At 42.2% G+C, this 19,068-nt stretch carries 17 protein-coding genes; 11 read left to right on the top strand and 6 right to left on the bottom strand.

The features are described from left to right. Positions 1–5: 5 nt before the first annotated feature. Both AC1DYB_RS24585 and AC1DYB_RS24580 read right to left on the bottom strand, forming a co-directional pair. Positions 6–995, bottom strand: a complete 990-nt coding sequence (locus AC1DYB_RS24585; protein WP_477438820.1) for an FAD binding domain-containing protein — start codon at positions 993–995, stop codon at positions 6–8. Next, entirely contained in the window at positions 992–1,636 is a 645-nt protein-coding gene (locus tag AC1DYB_RS24580) for a (2Fe-2S)-binding protein (protein ID WP_477438818.1), read from the bottom strand. The genes AC1DYB_RS24585 and AC1DYB_RS24580 overlap by 4 nt, the downstream gene beginning before the upstream one ends. Positions 1,637–1,777: 141 nt before the next feature. On the opposite strand from AC1DYB_RS24580, the gene AC1DYB_RS24575 reads away from it, so the two are divergent. Further along, the gene (locus AC1DYB_RS24575) at positions 1,778–2,998 is read left to right on the top strand and encodes a GAF domain-containing sensor histidine kinase (RefSeq protein ID WP_477438816.1); all 1,221 of its coding nucleotides are present in this window, start codon (positions 1,778–1,780) and stop codon (positions 2,996–2,998) included. A gap of 141 nt (positions 2,999–3,139) precedes the next feature. On the opposite strand, the gene AC1DYB_RS24570 is transcribed toward AC1DYB_RS24575, so the two are convergent. The 4 genes from AC1DYB_RS24570 to AC1DYB_RS24555 form a co-directional block, all read right to left on the bottom strand. After that, on the bottom strand, positions 3,140–3,532 hold the full coding sequence (locus AC1DYB_RS24570; protein WP_477392021.1) for an RNA recognition motif domain-containing protein: 393 nt from the start codon (positions 3,530–3,532) through the stop codon (positions 3,140–3,142). 859 nt (positions 3,533–4,391) lie between these two features. Next, the gene (locus AC1DYB_RS24565) at positions 4,392–4,937 is read right to left on the bottom strand and encodes a 3-oxoacyl-ACP synthase (protein ID WP_477438814.1); all 546 of its coding nucleotides are present in this window, start codon (positions 4,935–4,937) and stop codon (positions 4,392–4,394) included. Positions 4,938–5,192: 255 nt separating this feature from the next. Beyond that, positions 5,193–5,990: an alpha/beta hydrolase gene (locus tag AC1DYB_RS24560; protein ID WP_477438812.1), complete on the bottom strand. Its 798-nt coding sequence runs from the start codon at positions 5,988–5,990 to the stop codon at positions 5,193–5,195. Positions 5,991–5,994: 4 nt separating this feature from the next. After that, on the bottom strand, positions 5,995–7,113 hold the full coding sequence (locus tag AC1DYB_RS24555; protein ID WP_477438809.1) for an alcohol dehydrogenase catalytic domain-containing protein: 1,119 nt from the start codon (positions 7,111–7,113) through the stop codon (positions 5,995–5,997). 280 nt (positions 7,114–7,393) lie between these two features. On the opposite strand from AC1DYB_RS24555, the gene AC1DYB_RS24550 reads away from it, so the two are divergent. The 10 genes from AC1DYB_RS24550 to AC1DYB_RS24505 all read left to right on the top strand — a co-directional run bounded on the left by AC1DYB_RS24550 (position 7,394) and on the right by AC1DYB_RS24505 (position 19,035). Then, positions 7,394–8,977, top strand: a complete 1,584-nt coding sequence (locus AC1DYB_RS24550) for an alpha-amylase family glycosyl hydrolase (protein ID WP_477438807.1) — start codon at positions 7,394–7,396, stop codon at positions 8,975–8,977. Between the two features lie 292 nt (positions 8,978–9,269). Then, positions 9,270–10,115, top strand: coding sequence for a dienelactone hydrolase family protein (locus tag AC1DYB_RS24545; protein ID WP_477438805.1), 846 nt, complete (start codon positions 9,270–9,272; stop codon positions 10,113–10,115). Between the two features lie 81 nt (positions 10,116–10,196). Then, positions 10,197–11,171, top strand: coding sequence for a hypothetical protein (locus AC1DYB_RS24540; RefSeq protein ID WP_477438803.1), 975 nt, complete (start codon positions 10,197–10,199; stop codon positions 11,169–11,171). Next, positions 11,155–12,285 carry a glycosyltransferase family 2 protein gene (locus tag AC1DYB_RS24535; protein WP_477438801.1) on the top strand — a complete coding sequence of 377 codons (1,131 nt, stop codon included), beginning with the start codon at positions 11,155–11,157 and terminating at the stop codon, positions 12,283–12,285. Before AC1DYB_RS24540 ends, AC1DYB_RS24535 begins: the two co-directional genes overlap by 17 nt. A gap of 91 nt (positions 12,286–12,376) precedes the next feature. After that, positions 12,377–13,576 (top strand): ABC transporter permease, encoded by a 1,200-nt coding sequence (locus tag AC1DYB_RS24530; RefSeq protein WP_477438799.1) that lies wholly within the window; start codon positions 12,377–12,379, stop codon positions 13,574–13,576. Between the two features lie 38 nt (positions 13,577–13,614). Beyond that, positions 13,615–14,853 (top strand): PP2C family protein-serine/threonine phosphatase, encoded by a 1,239-nt coding sequence (locus AC1DYB_RS24525; RefSeq protein ID WP_295715906.1) that lies wholly within the window; start codon positions 13,615–13,617, stop codon positions 14,851–14,853. A gap of 132 nt (positions 14,854–14,985) precedes the next feature. Then, entirely contained in the window at positions 14,986–15,582 is a 597-nt protein-coding gene (locus AC1DYB_RS24520) for a ribonuclease HII (RefSeq protein ID WP_477392728.1), read from the top strand. 55 nt (positions 15,583–15,637) lie between these two features. Beyond that, positions 15,638–16,849 carry a glycosyltransferase family 4 protein gene (locus AC1DYB_RS24515; protein WP_477438796.1) on the top strand — a complete coding sequence of 404 codons (1,212 nt, stop codon included), beginning with the start codon at positions 15,638–15,640 and terminating at the stop codon, positions 16,847–16,849. Between the two features lie 286 nt (positions 16,850–17,135). Next, a complete protein-coding gene (gcvT, locus tag AC1DYB_RS24510) occupies positions 17,136–18,218 on the top strand; it encodes a glycine cleavage system aminomethyltransferase GcvT (protein WP_477392732.1) in 1,083 nt (360 codons plus the stop codon). A 64-nt stretch (positions 18,219–18,282) separates the two neighbouring features. Continuing rightward, positions 18,283–19,035, top strand: a complete 753-nt coding sequence (locus tag AC1DYB_RS24505) for a 2-phosphosulfolactate phosphatase (RefSeq protein WP_477438794.1) — start codon at positions 18,283–18,285, stop codon at positions 19,033–19,035. The last annotated feature ends 33 nt before the right edge of the window (positions 19,036–19,068 follow it).

The following is a 19,068-nucleotide window of genomic DNA, read 5'->3' as shown; positions in this document are numbered from 1 at the left end:
GGGTGTTAAACTAAGCCTGCTGCATGTTTTAAAGCCTCGGCAATGGTGGCCGGGGCAAGTTTTAATTTAAACGAATTGTTGCCGTAGCCTTTGGCGCCCTGCATAGCCAGCTGTGCCGCATGCTCAAAATTTTCTTCGGTTGCCTTTTTGCCTATGAGCGATTTTTCGGCATCAAACAAGCGCCATGGCTTGTGGGCAACACCGCCCATAGCTAAACGGGCATCTTTAATAATGCCATTTTCGATATTGAGGGCGGCCGCTACTGACACCAGCGCAAAGGCGTATGATTGCCTGTCGCGTATTTTTAAATAGTAGCTGTTTTTGTTGAAGTTGTTAATTGGAATCGAAACTTCTATAATCAATTCATTAGAAGCCAGGTTATTATCCAACTGTGGAGTTTCTCCAGGCAAACGATGAAAATCTTTAAAGGGAATGTAGCGAACACCCTTGGGGCCGGCAACTTTGACTGTAGCGTCCAGGGCTGTAAGCGCCACGCACATGTCACTGGGGTGTACCGCTATGCATTGATCACTTGCTCCAAATATGGCATGCATCCGGTTAATGCCTTCCTTTGCAGCGCAGCCTGTGCCAGGAGTTCGTTTGTTACATGGCATAGTAGTATCGTAAAAATAGCCGCAACGGGTACGCTGCATCATATTGCCCCCTACAGTGGCCATGTTACGTAATTGAGGCGATGCACCTGCATTAAGCGCCATTGATAACAATGGAAATAATTCCTTAACGTGCTTATTTTCGGCAACTTCGCTATTTGACGCTAAAGCCCCAATAATCAAAGTCATTATATTTCCTAATGGCTCACTAATATGTTTTAAAGACAGCTGATTAATATCAACCAGCTTATCTGGTGCAGTAACACCACGTTTCATCAGGTCGACAAGATTGGTGCCGCCTGCTATGATCTTAGTACCGGGTTTATTAATAACATCCAACACGCCCTGTTGCGTGGTAGGGCGAACGTATTGAAACTGCTTCATACTTTCATCCCTCCATCTTTAACTTCCTGTATAGCATTTACTATATTGGGGTATGCACCACAGCGGCAAATATTACCGCTCATGTATTCCCGTATCTCATGTTCGGAATTGGCATGCCCCTCGCGGATGCAGGCTACTGCCGACATGATTTGACCAGGAGTACAATACCCACACTGAAAACCATCATGTTTTATAAACGCTTCCTGCATGGGGTGTAACTGATCGCCCTTGGCAAGCCCCTCAATAGTGGTGATCTTTTTCCCGTTTACCATTATGCCTAATGTTAAGCATGAATTTACTCTATGCCCATCTACATGCACAGTACATGCGCCGCATTGGCCATGGTCGCAACCCTTTTTGGTGCCGGTAAGATCAAGCTGTTCGCGCAAAATATCAAGCAGGGTTGATCTGGGTTCAACAGATAAACTTTGCTGCTTTCCGTTTACCTCCATTTTTAACGGCATTTTTTCAAAAACCGCGGCAAACTGCTCGTCCACATGATCGGCAGCTGCTTTAATAGCAGTTCCGGGAGTAAGGGCAATTGCGGTGAGCAGGGTAGATTGTTTCAGAAAATTCCTGCGCGAATTGTCCTTTATATCCAGCCCATCATCGGGCCCGGTACACGTTTTTTTGCTTTCCATAATAATTGGCTTTTGGAATTGTTAAGTTAAACATTTTTCACAAAAAGCATTGATCAGCCATGCAATTTTAGCGGGCGTTAGGATCTGCTTACAAAACCTTGAGTGTTAAAATTTCGTATAAACGTATAACTAATTGACTATATGCTAACTCCCCCGATTCCAGAAAATGAAATGGGCAGGCTGATGAGCTTGTCGGACTTTGATTTAGATTACGCCGGGCAAAAAGACAATTTTAAGGATCTTACTAAACTGGCGGCCAAGGTTGCCGGCACAGAAATGTCATTAATTAACCTCATAGATTCCTATACCCAATGGACAATAGCAAGCCACAACCTGGAGCTTGAGCAAATGCCCCGCGAAGAATCTGTTTGTCAGTATGTGCTCATGGGTGATGAAACCCTGGAAGTTGCAGATTTGAGTGCCGATGAGCGCTTTAAAGACCGTACCTACGTTACCGGCGGACCACATCTGCGCTACTACTTTGGTATCCCCCTAAATGTAAACAACCATAATATTGGGGCGCTTTGCGTGGTTGACCAGCATGCAGCAAAAAATCTTAACCCCGAAAAAGTTGAGCTGCTTACGATAATAGCCGCCGAAATAGTAAAAAGGCTTAACTACATGAAGGTGATTGATGACCTGAAAAATAATTTATCAGAAGCCAAAGAAACGCAAAGAAAAGTTGCTCATGACATTCGCGGACCGTTAAGCGGAATTATCGGGCTGGCGAAATTAATACAGGAACAGGGCGAGGAGAATCAGATGGAGGAAATACTGGAGTTTATGAACCTGATTCACAAAAGCGGGAGATCAATACTGGAGCTTGCAGATGAAATATTAAGTGCCGATGATAAAAACAAAAATTTGCCCGAACTAAAAGCAAATGAATTTAACCTGCTGGTATTTAAAGATCAGTTGGAAAAACTTTATGTGCCACAGGCCATGAACAAGCACATCAGATTTACGGTGAATACCTCTTCGGCATCAGAAACAATTCCTTTCTCTAAAAATAAATTGCTGCAGATAACCGGCAACCTGATCTCGAACGCGATAAAATTCACACCCGATAACGGCAGTGTTACTGTTGGCCTGGATTTGGTAGAAAATAAAGATGCAAACGTATTGCAGATAAAGGTAAAAGACTCGGGAGTGGGCATAAATATCGACGTAATTGAAACCATACTTAATGGCAACGCCACATCAAGTAACGGCACAAGCGGCGAAAACGGATATGGGTTTGGCCTGGCGCTGGTAAAGCACCTGGTAGAAAGCCTTAAGGGAACGTTTAATATTATATCAACGCAGGGAGATGGTGCCACTTTTGAGGTAAAACTACCGCAGCAACCCAAACAGGAAAAATAATACAGACCGGATTTTGGGTAAAATAAAATCACGGCGGGTAAAATTAACCCGCAAAATCATTTCCGAAAATAACGTAAGTAGATAGCACATTTAAAGTAAAGCGCCAGGTAAAACTACCCGGCGTTTTACTTTAATTATAATTTACCAACGGCTACCGCCGCCGCCGCCTCTGTTATCTTTTGAGTAGCCGCCGCCACCGCCGCCACGGTTACCGCCGCCGCCGCCATAGCCACCACCGCCGCCGCGGTTGCCACCATAACCACCGCCGCCACCGCTTCTGCGATCACTTGGTTTTTTATCTTCAGCCTGGCTAACTGCAATTGATCTGCCTTTTACTTCTGAACCATTTAAGGCAGTGATTGCTGTTTGTGCAGCCTCATCATCAGACATTTCAACAAATCCGAAACCTTTGCTTCTGCCAGATTCCCTGTCAATAATAATTTTTACAGTGCTTACTTCACCGTACGCTTCAAAAAGCTCTTTTAAATCGGCTTCCTCTAATTGAAAAGGAAGGCTTCCTACAAATATGTTCATCAATCTTTAATTTATAAAAGGCAAGGTTATTTAGTTGCCCAGTTTTGTTAACATCAAATATAGTAATAGATATTTGATGATTACTGCATCATTTGATGAATGAGGGGTTTTATTTTTAAAAAAAGTTAATTTTTATTGATTTTGGGTTAAAACGGCTTGTTTTTTAACATAAAATTAAAATATGATATAGGTTACTTTTTAAATAAGGACCTATTTATACCATAAATTATAAAACCAATACCATTTATTGTTTTAAACGAGATGAATTAATTAATTTTTATATTTTCAACGCCATTAGCCTTCGCAATTCTTTTAAAACAACGTCATATAAAATTTTGCGGCAAGTCTTCCTACTATGGCTACTGAGAGGTTGGCGATGTAATTCTTTCAATCATCAGCAGAAGCAATTTACATAACACCGAGCTAAACAAGGAGTTAAAACAAAAAAGCTTGGAAATATCGAGACAAAGGAAGCGCTTGATGACCCTAACCATACCAAAGATCTTTTATTTTCTGTTATCAGCAATGACCTGCCAGGCTGTTTCGCATCTATCAAGCGCCCCATTAAATCCATTCTTTCTGAAGATATAATAATATGGTAAATAATATGCCGGCGTGGGCAAACAGTCAGCAAAAAAAAATTAATATTGAAAAAACAGCGTAAATATTACTGGCGTAGTTGATGAGATACTTTCGGTATCCGGCTTCCTGGCAAAAAAATAAGTAAATTATATTCACCATATCTATAATGGAGATCAAATGGTTATTGCAGAGCAAAATCATTTAAATATTATCATCCAAAACCAGGTCGGTAATGCCATAAAATTCACACCCGGTATACCTGCTAAAAGCATAACGCTTAACTTACCAGTTCAATAACATATAATTTACCATTCAGCGTAAAGCTATCGCCCTTCTTTTTACCATTAAGTTTAAGGCCAACCGGCGATCCGGGAGAAACCGCGAAATAGGTTTTACCCGCAAGCGGCAGGCTACCGGCACTAATAGCCAGGTAAAAATTTCCGTTATTAGTAATAATTACACTCCCTAGCTCGGCAACGGCAGATGTTCCGTTGGTGCTGATGCGGTTTAGGGCAACCATAAGTTTATTGGCTTCATTTAACTGGGCCAGGTTGCGGTTGGTTTCCTGTTGCATCATGGCGCGCCCGGTTTCGTATTTATCGCCGGCGCTGCTTTTGGTATCATCGTTTGATGCTTTTTGGGCTTCCTGGATAGCCAGCTCGGCAGCATCCATGCTTCTACGCACATAGGCAACACACAAATCATATAATTCTTTTTTCAGATCGCTCATTTGTGTATTAACAGGTGCCGGATATTTTTGTAAGCTGCAAATAAAGCAATAATTGATGGGTTTACCTGATAGATGAGCTGTTTCACCAGGCATCTTCCTTAAAAATTAAAAGTCCCCTTGCACTCGCTGCTTGGGGACTTTAAACCTAAACCTTATCACTATTTGCAGGTTAGAACCTACAAAGTAGTTAAACGTTCAAATTAGTGAAAATTGTATAAACAGCCATGACTAATTGACAAAAAAATGATATTTCTGAAGGAGCAAGGATTTAATTAATTGATTATCAAAAAATTATACTAATAAAAGACATTCGCCCGCAAAATATCTGCAATTATTTTATCTCTTTTTTTAAAGATGCCCGGCAAAAAATTTTAAGCTTTTAACTACATGTTTTGACCAGTATGACCACTCATGCCCGCCGCCAAATTCCTCGTAAATGTGCGGAATCCCCTCCTCCTCCATTTTTTTATGCAGATCGCGATTATACGTTAATAACAGATCGCTTTCACCACAATCAAACCTTAGCGGCGGCAATTGTTCCCTGTAATGTTTAAAGGTTTCAAAAACATCTTCATCAATTTTATTATCCTGGGCATAGCATTTTAAAGGCTCCTCCACAAAAAGCTTAATCTGCGGCAAACTGGTAATTGACGACATTCCGGATATAGCCCTAAACTGCCGCCCATATTTGGCACCAATACGCAATGCGCCAAAACCACCCATTGATAGGCCCGAAATAAATAAAGGTGAATCCTTTTTAGCGCCCGCAATATTTTCCCTTACAGCGGCTGGCACATCCTCCGCTATCCATTTTTCGAAATTACAGGTACTGTGCGGCAAAAAACCAGATCCATCACCCCAAAGCCCGTCTGATGGCATGGCCAATATCATAGGAGACAACTCACCTGTCTTTATTAATTCATTCACCGTTAAGTGCACCCCGGCACTGTAGGCCCAACTCCAGGCGCTGCCATAAACACCGTGCAGCAGTATTACAATAGGCAAGGTATGGGTTGATTTTGTTCCCGGCGGCACGTATACACATATATCGCCCCGCCCTTTAAGGTTCGGAGTTTTTACCGTTATAAAACGTAGATTATTATTTTCAAACTGCGGGTTAGATATCTCAGTTGTTCTAAATGGCATATTTTTAGTCAAAAACAATAACCCCTTTGGCGTTTCTGCCTTTCAGCATGTCATCAAAAGCTTTATCGAGTTCATTTATCTTATAGGTACGTGTAATCATTTCTTCCAGCATCAGGTTCCCGTCTTCATAATGTTGTACAATGTCAGGAAAATCTATCTGCGGGCGGCATTTGCCATATAGTGGATTGATGTAAATTTTATCCCATTCAAAAAGGCGCATATCAATGGTGATATCCTGCTCAATACCGCTTACCTGTACAGCGGTACCCGCGTTGCGCACCATCGCCAGCGGGGCTGCGCCCAACTCCGGGATGGCAGTACATTCAAAAGCATAGTCGGCACCCCGGTTATGGGTCATGGTTTTTACCTTCTGGGCGGCCTGTAACAGGCCGGTATCCGTTTTATAGGCCAAAAGTGTATGGGTGGCTCCAAATTTAACCGCCATGTTTAAACGATTCTGGTTGATATCAATGGCGATGATCATCGCCGCTCCCGCTATTTTTGCACCCTGGATCACATTAAGCCCTACCCCACCGGTGCCCAATACTACTACCGAAGACCCTACTTTTACTTTGGCAGCATTCAGCACCGAGCCATAGCCCGTCATCACACCGCAGCTAATGATACTTGCCGCCGGGAATGACATACTTGCCGACGCGTTTTTTACTACTGCCGATGCTTTTACCAGCGTGTAGCCCGCAAGGGTACCAATATTGAACGAGCGCAAAACCGGCAAACCATTTAATGTGGTGCCCGATGGATGTGCGTGACCAGGCGTATATCCGTTGCCACCCGCCGCTACCGGCGAAGCCACCTCGCAAAGGTGTTGATTACCTGCTAAACATTGAAAACAATGGCCGCAATGCATGGCCCAGTTTAATATCACTTTATCGCCGGGCGCTAAGCCGGTAACTTTACTGCCGGTTTTAATAACAACACCGGCACCTTCATGCCCTATAATGAGTTGCTTACCCCAGCTCAGCGAGTCGTGATCAGTATGGCAAAGGCCGGCGGCCATAATCTTTACCAGTACTTCATCGGCCTGCGGGTCATGAACTTCAATATCTTCAATAGTAAAACTTCCGTCGCCATTCGTAATGGCAGCTTTGCAGGTAATGGGCATGTTGAATTATCGTTATAGCAGGTTTCAGGGTTTTATTATTACGCGTAGTTTATTGCCTAAATAATTAAGGAAGTATAATGTGCAAAATTAATACTACTACGGCCGTCAAAACACAGTAAAATTGGCCAATATGTGGAGTATATAATCCATATATTATTACCAAAAGCAAAAACATAGTAATAAAGACTATTTTTAATGATAAGATAGGCTATTAAATAAACTGTTTATTCATTGTATATTAGTACTTATTTCTGTTGTTTTGGCAGCCAATTATAACTCCATGAAAATAAAAAAACTTGTTGCAATTGCCTGCCTGCTTTGCATTGCACTATCCTCACGTGCCGGGTTGAAGCGCAATAAACCCCAGAGCAATAACGACGAGATTATTTACCATATTTTTCAGCGGAGCTTTTTTGATAGCAATGGCGATAGTCACGGTGATTTGAACGGAATAAGGCAGAAACTGGATTACCTGCAGGAGCTTGGGGTAACCTCCATTTTGTGCACACCGCTTTATGAATCAATTTATTACCATAATTACTTTGCTATCGATTTTCAAAAGATCGACCCTAAATATGGCACGCTGAACGATTACCTGGCGCTGATTAAAGAATTGCACAAAAGGGGCATGGAATTTTATATGGATATGGAAACCCAATATGTTACCGAGGATTCCAAATGGTGGAAGGACGCGTTCGGCAACCCAAAATCCGAGTACACCGATTATATTATATGGGACGATAAGGAGAATAAAAAACCATCAACCATTGTATATAACTTAACCAGCCTAAAAGGCTATGATGGTATAACCCATAAAATCACCACCGCCAATTTAAACAGCGAAAAATCAAAGGAATATAATTTAAAACTGTTCAGCTACTGGCTCGACCCGAATAAGGACGGTAAATTTGATGATGGTGTAGATGGTTTCAGGCTGGACCATATGATGGATAACCTGGATAATAAAGGCACACTGCCGCATTTATTTGATACTTTCTGGAATCCTTTATTAGGTAAACTAAGAGCCATCAACCCTAAAATAAAAATAGTTGCAGAGCAGGCCAACTGGTTTAGTTTAGGGCTGGACTACCTGGAGAAAGGCGGCGTTGACCGCGTGTTTGGTTTAAGACTCGCTTTCGCCATCCGCTCGTTCAGGAAGGATCTTTTATTAGCCAACGCCGATTCAACCCTCGCCATGAACCCTGCAGGCAAACAACAGGTGGTATTTATTGAAAACCATGATATCCCCCGTTTTAGTACCGCTGTTAAAGGTGATATAGCCAAACTAAAAGTAGGCTGCGCACTTAACCTGCTCATGGGCGGCATACCATCTATTTACTACGGCCAGGAATTAGGCATGACAGGCTCTAGCGCCAATTTCGGAGCCACCGATGCCAATGAAATCCCCGACAGACAGGCATTTGAATGGTATGCAACAGACAAAGGCAAAGGAATGGCTTACTGGTACAAGCAAACCGGCCCGTATAAGGATCAGTTTAATGATGATAAGCCCAACGATGGCATATCCCTTGAAGAGGAACGAAAAGATCCCAATTCGCTTTTTAATTATTATAAGGAGGTGATCCGCCTGCGCAAATCCAATCCGGCTATAGTTAGCGGAACGTACAAAACCCTCATCAATAATAACGACCAGGTATTTTCATTTATCCGGCAGGATGGGGATAAGGCCGTTATAGTGGTTGTCAATTTATCAGATAAGCAACAGGCAGCAACTGTGGAAGCGGCTGGCTTACAAGAAAAAAAGACTGGTAATTTTATCGGGAAAGATGTTACTAATATTATTGATGGCAAACTTGAAGTAAATTTAGCTGCATACGGAATTAGTGCCTGGACGGTTGAATAAAGAACCTGCCCCCAGGGAAATCGCTTAAAAAAAACACAACGTCATGCCGCTTTTTAACTTTGAACTACCTCAGACTGATGGATAAGTCGCTATAAATTTAAAACGATTTCCCTGATCTGCCCTCCTCTAATCTCAGCATAAAATTGTATTGGAAAAGGTATATTAAACAGTAATTTTGAGGAAGCGGATCCCCATTAAAAAATATGGAGATCCCCCCTTGCTATTACCGGTTAAGTTTAAGGCAACGCAAATTAATTCATCAACGTATTTGTTATTAACAAAACATCCAACCATGAAAAAGCGTACTCTTTTTACCCTACTCTTCATTTTTTGCAGCGGTGCATTTGCACAGCGCAAAGTGGTTTGCTGCAGTAACCCATCGGCCACACAACGGTTTGCCATGCTGGCCTCCGATTCCAAATTTAAAATGGCGCATTTAAAGCCATTGCCCATCCGCTTTCAAAGCAGCATCGGCACAAATATTACCTATAAAACACCCGATGGCAAAGAATCAACGGCATACCTGCTAAAAGCTAAAACACCAAGTAAAAATTACATCCTGGTAATTCACGAGTGGTGGGGATTAAATGATTTTGTTAAACGCGAATCTGAAAAGATATACAACGATCTGGGCAACGTGAACGTTATTGACCTTGACCTTTACGATGGCAAAATTGCTACTACCCCGCAGGATGCAGGTAAATTTATGCAGGCCGTAAATGAAGACAGGGCCAAAGCCATTATTAACGGCGCCATAGCATATACCGGTGCAGGAGCGCATATTGCCACAATAGGCTGGTGTTTTGGTGGCGGCTGGAGCTTGCAAACCGGCTTATTGGCGGGTAAAAAACTGGCAGGCAGCGTAATGTACTATGGCATGCCCGAGCAAAACATAGCGCGATTAAAAACTTTAAATGCCGATGTACTGGGCAACTTTGCCAATAAAGATCAATGGATAAACCCCAAAGTTGTTGCCAAATTTAATGATGATATGAAAGCAGCAGGCAAAAAGCTGTACCTGCACCAATATGATGCCGATCATGCTTTTGCAAACCCAAGCAGTCCCGCTTATAACAGCGAGGCCACCCGGGATGCTTATGCCAATACCATTGCATTTTTAAAAGCGAGATTGAAATAAACAAAAGTATTTATGCTGTGTTATATGGGGCGGGTTAAACCTCGCCCCATTTTTCGTAACATTGCATAAATTTTTATCTGTTTGACTAGTTCTACCAAAAAAATAGTTTCCTATTTACTTAAGGCCGGTATATTAATTGTAGCTGCATTGTTTATCTACAGGCAGTTTTCCAAAAAAAACAACGACTTAAAAGCCTTTGAGCTTTTAGCATCACATTTAAGTATCACCCGGGTAATTATCACCATGTTTTTTGTGGTAATGCTCATGTTTGTTAACTGGTTTCTGGAGGCTTTAAAATGGCGCTATGTTACCAAAACACTTATTGATATAACGCTTTGGGAAGCGGTGGAAGCCGTTTTTTGCGGTCTTACCTGGGCGGTAACAACACCAAACAGATTGGGCGAATATGGTGGCCGGGTAATGTTTTTACCCAATCGCAAGCGCATTCCCGGTATTTTTGCCATGAGTGTTGGCTCATTTAGCCAGGGCACCGTAACCAATGTTTTAGGCGCGGTTTCTATCATCTGGTTTATATGCCGCTATATACATGATTATTCCTGGTTGCTTATAGGTGTAATGGCCCTGGGCGCTGTTTTGGCAACACTGCAGCTCATCATCTATTTCCATATCAATTGGGTGGTTAGCCTGTTTGATAGCATCCCCCTGGTTAAAAAATATCACCGCTTTTTTGCAATCATGGGTCAATATAAAACCCATGAGCTTATTAAAACAATGGGTTTCAGCGTAGCCCGGTATGCTACCTTCTCGTTGCAGTATTATTTGGTTTTCCAGATGCTGATACCACAGATCCCGATTTTCTCTATGCTGATGATGTTGATGCTGTTTTTTTTAATATCCTCCATTGTACCATCTCTTGATCTTTTTGATATTGGTGTACGTGGCTTTACAGCATCGCACCTGTTTGTTTATATCACCGATCAAAAATTTGCCATAATAGCCGGTGTATCGTCTATATGGCTCATAAATTTATTTATTCCTGCTATTTTAGGCTCTTTATTTGTATTTAAACTCAAATTCTTTGATCGCAACGCTTAGTATAATTTCGTTATTATTAACAGGCTTATATCTGTTACTTGTTATTTATTTAATTAAAGGATGGTTTGATATTAAGGTAATTCCCTTTACAATTGCCGATTTTAACACAAAGGTTACCATACTTATTGCTGCACGTAATGAGGCAGAGCGGATACATTTAACTATTGAAGATATTTTAGCACAGGAATATCCAAAACACCTGTTAGAGGTTATTATTGTTGATGATCACTCCACTGATGATACTGCTGCAATTATCGCCAGCTATGCAGACCAGGGCATAACCCTGATGAAACTGAACGAGGATAAGCCACTTAACTCCTATAAAAAAAAGGCGATAACAGAAGCCATTAGACGATCATCTGGCGATTTAATGGTGGCTACCGATGCTGATTGCCGCATGGGTAGCAAATGGTTATCAACTATAGTAAATTACTATCAAAGCCAGGACCTGGTAATGGTTTCAGCCCCGGTAACTTTTTTTGAAGAGAAATCGGTATTTGAGCTGATGCAAACCCTGGAGTTTTCTTTTCTTATAGGTATAGGTGCGGCATTTATTGGCAATGGCCGGGCATCTACCTGCAATGGTGCCAATTTGGCCTACCGTAAAGATGTATTTAATGAAGTTGGTGGCTTTACCGGAATTGATGATGTAGCATCTGGCGATGATGAATTACTGCTGCAAAAAGTAGCGGTGCGCTACCCCGGCAAAATTGGCTTTTTAAAACAAACAGATGCTATTGTTTATACCCATGCAAAGCCCAACTTAAAAGAGTTTTTGCAGCAGAGGAAGCGCTGGGCTTCAAAATTTACAAAGTATAAGGATAAAAAAATAGTAGCTATTGGCATGTGTTTCTGGCTTTTTAATGTATCCATATTGCTAAACGCCTGCCTGGGTTTTTATGATGTATATTTCTTTAAACTTTTCTTGACACAGTTTTTATTAAAATACCTGTTTGAAGCTATTTACCTGCTGCCGGTTACTAACTTTTTTAAACGCGGATACCTGGTAAGCCTGCTTATTATAACCATACCTGCACATGTAATTTACCTTATTATGATGGGCCTGGTAGGCAGCAATAAAAAGTACCAATGGAAAGGCCGCGAGGTAAAATAGCGCTCATTTTTAATATCAATGTAATTTGTACAAAGCTAATTGCTTATTGTACCTAATTAAACGATATTTAGCCAAAAGGAACTATTAACTATTGGCCCAGCTTACCCCCTCAAAACAAACGTGGATCGCCTTTAAGCCTAATAAAATTGCCATGGGCGGGCTTGCTTTTATCGCAACTACGCTGCTGATAGCCATATTAGGTTATCTTGTATTGCCTGATCAAACGCCGCATGCCAATAACATGACCATACAGCTGAGCATCAAAAAGCCGGGAGCCCGGTTTACCATGCTGCGTATACGCAAAAGCGAACAGGTTGATACTGTTGGTTTCTTGAGCAGGATGTTTTTTGGGCAATCGTCATTTTACAGGGAGATCCCTATTACCGGGTATTATTTTAAGCAGGATTCTATTCATGTAAACGAATATATTGGCGATGAGGACAAGCCCGATAAAAAGGCTTATAATATTTTTGAAGTAGTGAATGGGATTAAACCCCGCTATCATTATGGCATGGTACTACTAAACCCTGCTATCTCCTCAAAAAAAACAGCCGAAATCTATCAGCACTTTGCCGATAAAATAAAAAGTGAACAAATAATCACCAAAACCTTTTGGCTGGGTACTGATATTTATGGCCGCGATATGCTGAGCAGGCTGTTGCTGGGTACCCGCATTTCGCTGGCTGTTGGGCTTATGTCGGTTATCATTAGTATGTTGTTAGGGGTAACCATCGGCGCAATAGCCGGCTACTTTGGCGGCTGGATAGATGCCGCGCTTAGCTGGGTAATGAACATATTATGGTCGTTACCGGCATTGCTGCTGGTTATAGCCATATCTTTTGCTCTTGGCAAAGGGCTGTGGCAAATATTTATAGCGGTTGGCCTATCCATGTGGGTTGAGGTGGCCCGGCTGGTACGCGGGCAGGTGATGAGCCTTAAACAGGTGGAGTATATTGAGGCTGCCCGTGCCCTGGGTTTTAACAATGCCCGTATTATCAGCAAACATATTTTACCCAATATAACCGGCCCAATATTGGTACTGGCCTCATCCAATTTTGCGTCGGCCATATTACTTGAGGCCGGTTTAAGTTTCCTTGGCTTTGGCGCGCAACCGCCTATGCCTACCTGGGGCGGCATGATTAAAGAACATTACGGTTATATTGTAATGGACTCGGCTTACCTGGCCATTATTCCCGGCATTGCTATCATGCTGCTGGTGTACGCGTTTAACCTGGTTACCGTTGGTTTACGCGATGCCTTCGATATAAAATCACAAAGTACACGCATTTGAAAATATTTTTTCTATTTTAGTCAGCGTACTAAAAACAGATGCAATATATAGACGATAGTTCTGGCGAAGACGAATTAATCAGGCTGTTGCTGAAGCGACAATCAGAATTAAATTCCTTATTGGAGATTACCAGGGCCATTAATAAGAATACTGCCACCCCGATACTTATCCAAATGCTTGAGGTTATCCTGCAAAATTACCTGCAGGTGGGCAAGCTGCGTTTTCTTATCGAAAAGGAAAATAAGTTTGTATGCATCTCCAAATACGGCGGCGATATAGAATCGTCGATGATTTTAAGCAAGGCCTGCAATAAATTAAGCAAGGTAAAATCGCCTATAGCGATAGCTGATCATGAAGACCATACCCTGCGAAAGTACAATTACTTTATCCCCATATATCATAAAAGCAAGGCCTTAGCTTACGCGCTTATCGGCGATTTTAATACATCGGGCGAGATGCTGGGCAACGATCTTAACTTCATTCAAACCCTGATGAATGTGATCATTGTGGCCCTGGAGAATAAAAAACTATTTCGCGAACGCTTACAATCAGAACGTTTTCAGCGCGAAATGGAGCTTGCCGTTGAGGTACAAAACATGCTTATCCCACTAAAAATCCATAAGGATGCTGATGTGGAAGTTGGGGCCAAATACCTGCCGCATCAAAACATCGGCGGCGATTATTTTGATTTTATCCGCCTTAACGAAAACGAATTTCTGTGGTGTATTGCCGATGTATCTGGTAAGGGAATTTCGGCAGCGCTGCTGATGGCCAATTTCCAGGCCAGCCTGCATGCCTGGGCAGCGGTGGAAGACGACCTGACCAATATCATCGACCGCCTGAATAAGATAGTACTCAACAACACCAAAGGCGAGCGTTTTATAACACTTTTTTTGGCCCGTTATAACCAAAAGAAACGCAAACTTAATTATATCAACGCGGGCCACAACCCTACCATACTCTACTCCGACGGAGGCGCCATACCACTAAAACTGGGCACCACCATGATAGGCGTTTTTGAAGAACTTCCCTTTTTAAATGAGGGCGAAATTGATATAGAGCCGGGCAGCCTGATTGTAAACTACACCGATGGGTTGATGGATTTTGAATCAACCACCAACAAGGTTTGGAACGAGGACAAACTGCTTGATTTTGTAAAATCCCATGGCAGCCTCACACCAGATAATTTTAACGACGCCCTTTTAGATCATTTAAATCTGGTACACAAAAGCAAGCCCATAGATGATATCACCCTGCTTACTTTAAGGATCTTTTAATACACACTAATTCCCGCTAATTTTTTCGAATTGCACGAATTATAGCTCCTGTCTTGATACTTGATACTAACGACTTGATACTTCTCCTGTCTTGATACTAACTACCTGATACTTCTTATTATATTTGCACGGATGTTAGCAGCCAGGTACCAATATGAATTGATTGAAGCAGGATGTGACGAAGCTGGTCGCGGATGCCTTGCTGGGCCGGTATTTGCCGCCGCCGTGATACTCCCCCATGATTTTGATCACCACCTACTCAACGATTCGAAACAGGTATCTGAAGAAATACGGTACCAGTTACGTACCGTGATAGAAGAAAAGGCTATTGCCTTTGCAGTAGCATCGGTAGATAATTTTGAGATAGATGAGATCAACATCCTCAATGCATCATTCCTGGCCATGCACCGAGCCATTGAAAAACTGCATATAGCACCCCAATTTTTGATCATTGATGGTAACCGCTTCAAAAAATATCCAAACATCCCGCATGAGTGCATTATTAAGGGCGATGGAAAATATTTCAGCATAGCGGCAGCATCCATATTGGCCAAAACCTACCGCGACGATTATATGCTGCAAATTGCCGCCGAACATCCCGAGTACGATTGGCATACCAATAAGGGTTATCCAACCATAAAACACCGCGAAACGGTAATGAAAATAGGTTTTACGCCATACCATCGTAAAACTTTCAGAGTAAGCGATCCACAGCTAAGTATTTTTTAAAGATACTTTGATTACCACGTTCAGGATGGTACTTTTGTGACAAACCATCAATCATTTGAAGATTCTTATTTTAACACATCGTGTCCCATTTCCGCAAAATGGCGGGTATGCCATAGTGGTGTGCAATACCATAAAAGGCTTGATCGCCTTAGGCCATGATGTATCGCTGGTATCATTAAACGCCGAAAAATACAATGGAAACTCGCATGGGAAAGATGAGCTGCAGGATAAAATAAATTATACCTCGTATAAGATCAACATCAACATATCAATGGTTGATGCGGTGGTAAACCTGTTCAATAAAAAATCAAACAATGTTGATCGCTTTTATAATGCCGAATTTGAAAAACTGCTTATCCGCGAGTTAAAGAAAACAACTTATGATGTTGTGCAATTTGAGGGTTTATTTGTTACTCCCTACCTGTCATCTATCCGCAAGTTTTCTAAGGCCCGGCTTATTTATCGTTCACATAATATTGAGCACCAGGTTTGGCAAAGGCTGGCCCAGCAAAAAAGCGACTTGTTTAAAAAATGGTACCTGCGCATGCTGGCCAAACGTATTAAGGATTATGAATTGGAGCAGCTTAATAAATTTGATGCTATAGCGGTATTCACATCCGAAGATAAGATTACGATGCTATCCTATGGAACCACTATCCCGGTGGAGATATTTCCGGTTGGCATTGATTTAACCAGGTACAACCCTGATCTAAGCAAAACCGAATTTCCGAGCCTGTTTTTCCTGGGATCGTTGGATTGGTTGCCCAACCGCGAAGGAATAGAATGGTTTATTGATAATTTTTATAAAGACCTCACTGAAGGCGATCTGCGGGTGAAGTTTTATGTGGCAGGCCATAACATCCCCGAGCGCTATGACGACTATGAGGTGATGGGCAAAATATTTATACAGGGCGAAGTTGACGACGCTTTTGAGTTTGTGAACAGTAAGGCCATCATGATAGTCCCGCTTTTATCAAGCGGGGGGATGCGGGTAAAAATTGTGGAAGGCATGGCCATGCAAAAATGCATTATATCAACCTCGTTAGGTGCCGAGGGAATCAACTTTACCCATGGTGACGACATTTTGATTGCCAATAACCAGCAGGAATTTTATGACGCCATTGAACGTTGTATTACCGACGAAGAATTTTGCCGCCGCGTGGGCTTAAACGCCCGTAAACTGATAGAGCAGCAACATGATGTAAATGAGGTTACCAAAGGCCTGGTTAAGTTTTATAAAAATTTAGAAAAGGCAGCTAAAGTATAACTGCTGGTGTGGAAACCTCCTTCTATTTCTCGGTAAAAACGTTGTCATTTCAAACGAGGTACGAGGAGAAATCCTATACAACATACTAACGAACAATGCATATTGTATAGGATTTCTCCTCGCCCTTACGCTCAATCCGCCCCCGCTCGTTCGAAATGACAATTTTCTTTTATTAGCGGTGTCGCGATGAGTAAACCGACCGGCTGATAAGTCACCTCTTAATTTCCATCCTCCTTCCCAATTCCACTCAGAAATAATTACTTTTGCGGCTTATTATACAGTTTGCATGAAGAATACTGCTTTAACCGATATCCATATAAAAACAGGTGCCAAAATGGTACCCTTTGCCGGCTATAATATGCCCGTACAATACGCTGGTATTAACGCCGAACACGAAACCGTTCGCAAAGCCGTTGGCGTGTTTGACGTAAGCCACATGGGCGAATTTATTTTAAAAGGCGATAACGCGCTTGACCTAATACAACGTGTTACCAGTAACGATGCTTCCAAACTGTACGATGGCAAAGTACAATACTCATGCCTGCCTAATGAAGATGGCGGCATTGTTGATGACCTGTTGGTTTACCGTATAGATGAGAAAACTTACATGCTGGTGGTTAACGCATCAAACATTGATAAAGACTGGAACTGGATATCTAAGTTTAACACTGCCGGCGTTGAGATGAAAAACATATCAGACCGTACCTCACTGCTGGCCATCCAAGGCCCCAAAGCTGCCGAGGCGCTGCAAAGCCTTACCGATGTTGACCTGGTATCTATGGAATACTACACCTTTAAAAAAGGAACCTTTGCAGGTGTTGATAATGTAGTGATCTCGGCTACAGGCTATACCGGCGCGGGTGGTTTTGAGATCTATTTCGAAAACCAGTATGCCAGCCAGATCTGGGAGGCGATATTTAAAGCCGGCGAGCCATTTGGCATTAAACCAATTGGCCTGGGCGCCCGTGATACTTTACGTTTAGAAATGGGTTTTTGCCTTTATGGTAACGATATTGACGATACTACTTCACCTTTAGAGGCCGGCCTGGGCTGGGTTACCAAATTTAATAAAGACTTCACCAACGCCGAAGCACTGCAACAGCAAAAACAAGCTGGCGTAAGCAAAAAGCTGGTAGGCTTTGAAATGATCGACCGTGGTATTCCGCGTCATGATTACCCCATTGTTGATGCTGAAGGTAATAACATAGGTAAGGTAACATCGGGCACACAATCGCACTCCCTGCAAAAAGCCATAGGCCTGGGCTATGTAAAAACCGAATTTGCCAAAGAAGGCACCGAAATTTACATCAGCATTAGAGATAACAAGGTAAAGGCTAAAATTGTAAAGCCACCATTTTACAAGGCGTAAGCCCCCTACCCCCCTAAAGAGGGAACTATAAACAATAGTTCCCTTTTCAGTTTAATTTAAAATTATGTCTACAGAAACTCAAAATAGCACTACCCCTTCAGGGGGGCGGACGGCACACGTTTGTCTTACTCCAGCTTTAATACCACTTTTTAATGTGGAGGATTATATTGTAGTGGTTATTGATATTTTCAGGGCAACGTCATCTATATGTTATGGTATTGAAAACGGTGCTGAGGCTATTATTCCGGTATCACAGGTTGAGGAGTGTTCCGCGTATAGAGAGAAAGGGCTGGATTACCTTTTGGCAGCAGAACGCGACGGAAAGGTAGTTGATGGCTTTGATTTTGGCAATTCGCCATTTTCATACACGGTAGAAAAAGTGGCAGGTAAAACCATTGTGCTTACTACCACCAATGGTACCCATGCGCTGCATTTATCACGCGCGGCCAAAAAAATTGTTATAGGCTCATTCCTGAACCTTACCGCGCTTAGCACCTGGCTAAAAAATCAGGATGAAAATATTTTATTAGTATGTGCCGGCTGGAAAAACAATTTCAACCTGGAAGATACCCTGTTTGCCGGAGCCGTTATAGACCAGCTAAAAACAGATGGTTTTGAGCTGGATGATGCCGCTATTGCCGCAAATGATCTTTACCAGTTAGGCAAGCATGATATTAACGACTACCTTAAAAAAACATCGCACGGCGAAAGGTTGAAAAAACTGGGCATCCAAAAAGACATTGAGTTTTGCCTGCAAATTGATATCACCACCGCCATTCCGGTTTTGGAAGGCGAACGGCTGGTAAAGTTGAGATAAAATCGATATAAGTCCGGATAACACTTCCGGACT

The sequence above is a fragment of the Mucilaginibacter sp. P2_A4 genome, from assembly GCF_056405015.1.
The sequence above is the reverse complement of the archived record's forward strand: the minus strand, read 5'-3'. Positions and strand labels throughout refer to the sequence as shown.

Excerpts from the sequence above, each read along its gene's own strand:
- AC1DYB_RS24585 (WP_477438820.1), bottom strand. The coding sequence starts at position 995 with ATGAAGCAGTTTCAATACGTTCGCCCTACCACGCAACAGGGCGTGTTG.
- AC1DYB_RS24580 (WP_477438818.1), bottom strand. The coding sequence starts at position 1,636 with ATGGAAAGCAAAAAAACGTGTACCGGGCCCGATGATGGGCTGGATATA.
- AC1DYB_RS24575 (WP_477438816.1), top strand. The coding sequence starts at position 1,778 with ATGCTAACTCCCCCGATTCCAGAAAATGAAATGGGCAGGCTGATGAGC.
- AC1DYB_RS24570 (WP_477392021.1), bottom strand. The coding sequence starts at position 3,532 with ATGAACATATTTGTAGGAAGCCTTCCTTTTCAATTAGAGGAAGCCGAT.
- AC1DYB_RS24565 (WP_477438814.1), bottom strand. The coding sequence starts at position 4,937 with ATGCCTGGTGAAACAGCTCATCTATCAGGTAAACCCATCAATTATTGC.
- AC1DYB_RS24560 (WP_477438812.1), bottom strand. The coding sequence starts at position 5,990 with ATGCCATTTAGAACAACTGAGATATCTAACCCGCAGTTTGAAAATAAT.
- AC1DYB_RS24555 (WP_477438809.1), bottom strand. The coding sequence starts at position 7,113 with ATGCCCATTACCTGCAAAGCTGCCATTACGAATGGCGACGGAAGTTTT.
- AC1DYB_RS24550 (WP_477438807.1), top strand. The coding sequence starts at position 7,394 with ATGAAAATAAAAAAACTTGTTGCAATTGCCTGCCTGCTTTGCATTGCA.
- AC1DYB_RS24545 (WP_477438805.1), top strand. The coding sequence starts at position 9,270 with ATGAAAAAGCGTACTCTTTTTACCCTACTCTTCATTTTTTGCAGCGGT.
- AC1DYB_RS24525 (WP_295715906.1), top strand. The coding sequence starts at position 13,615 with ATGCAATATATAGACGATAGTTCTGGCGAAGACGAATTAATCAGGCTG.
- AC1DYB_RS24520 (WP_477392728.1), top strand. The coding sequence starts at position 14,986 with ATGTTAGCAGCCAGGTACCAATATGAATTGATTGAAGCAGGATGTGAC.
- gcvT (WP_477392732.1), top strand. The coding sequence starts at position 17,136 with ATGAAGAATACTGCTTTAACCGATATCCATATAAAAACAGGTGCCAAA.
- AC1DYB_RS24505 (WP_477438794.1), top strand. The coding sequence starts at position 18,283 with ATGTCTACAGAAACTCAAAATAGCACTACCCCTTCAGGGGGGCGGACG.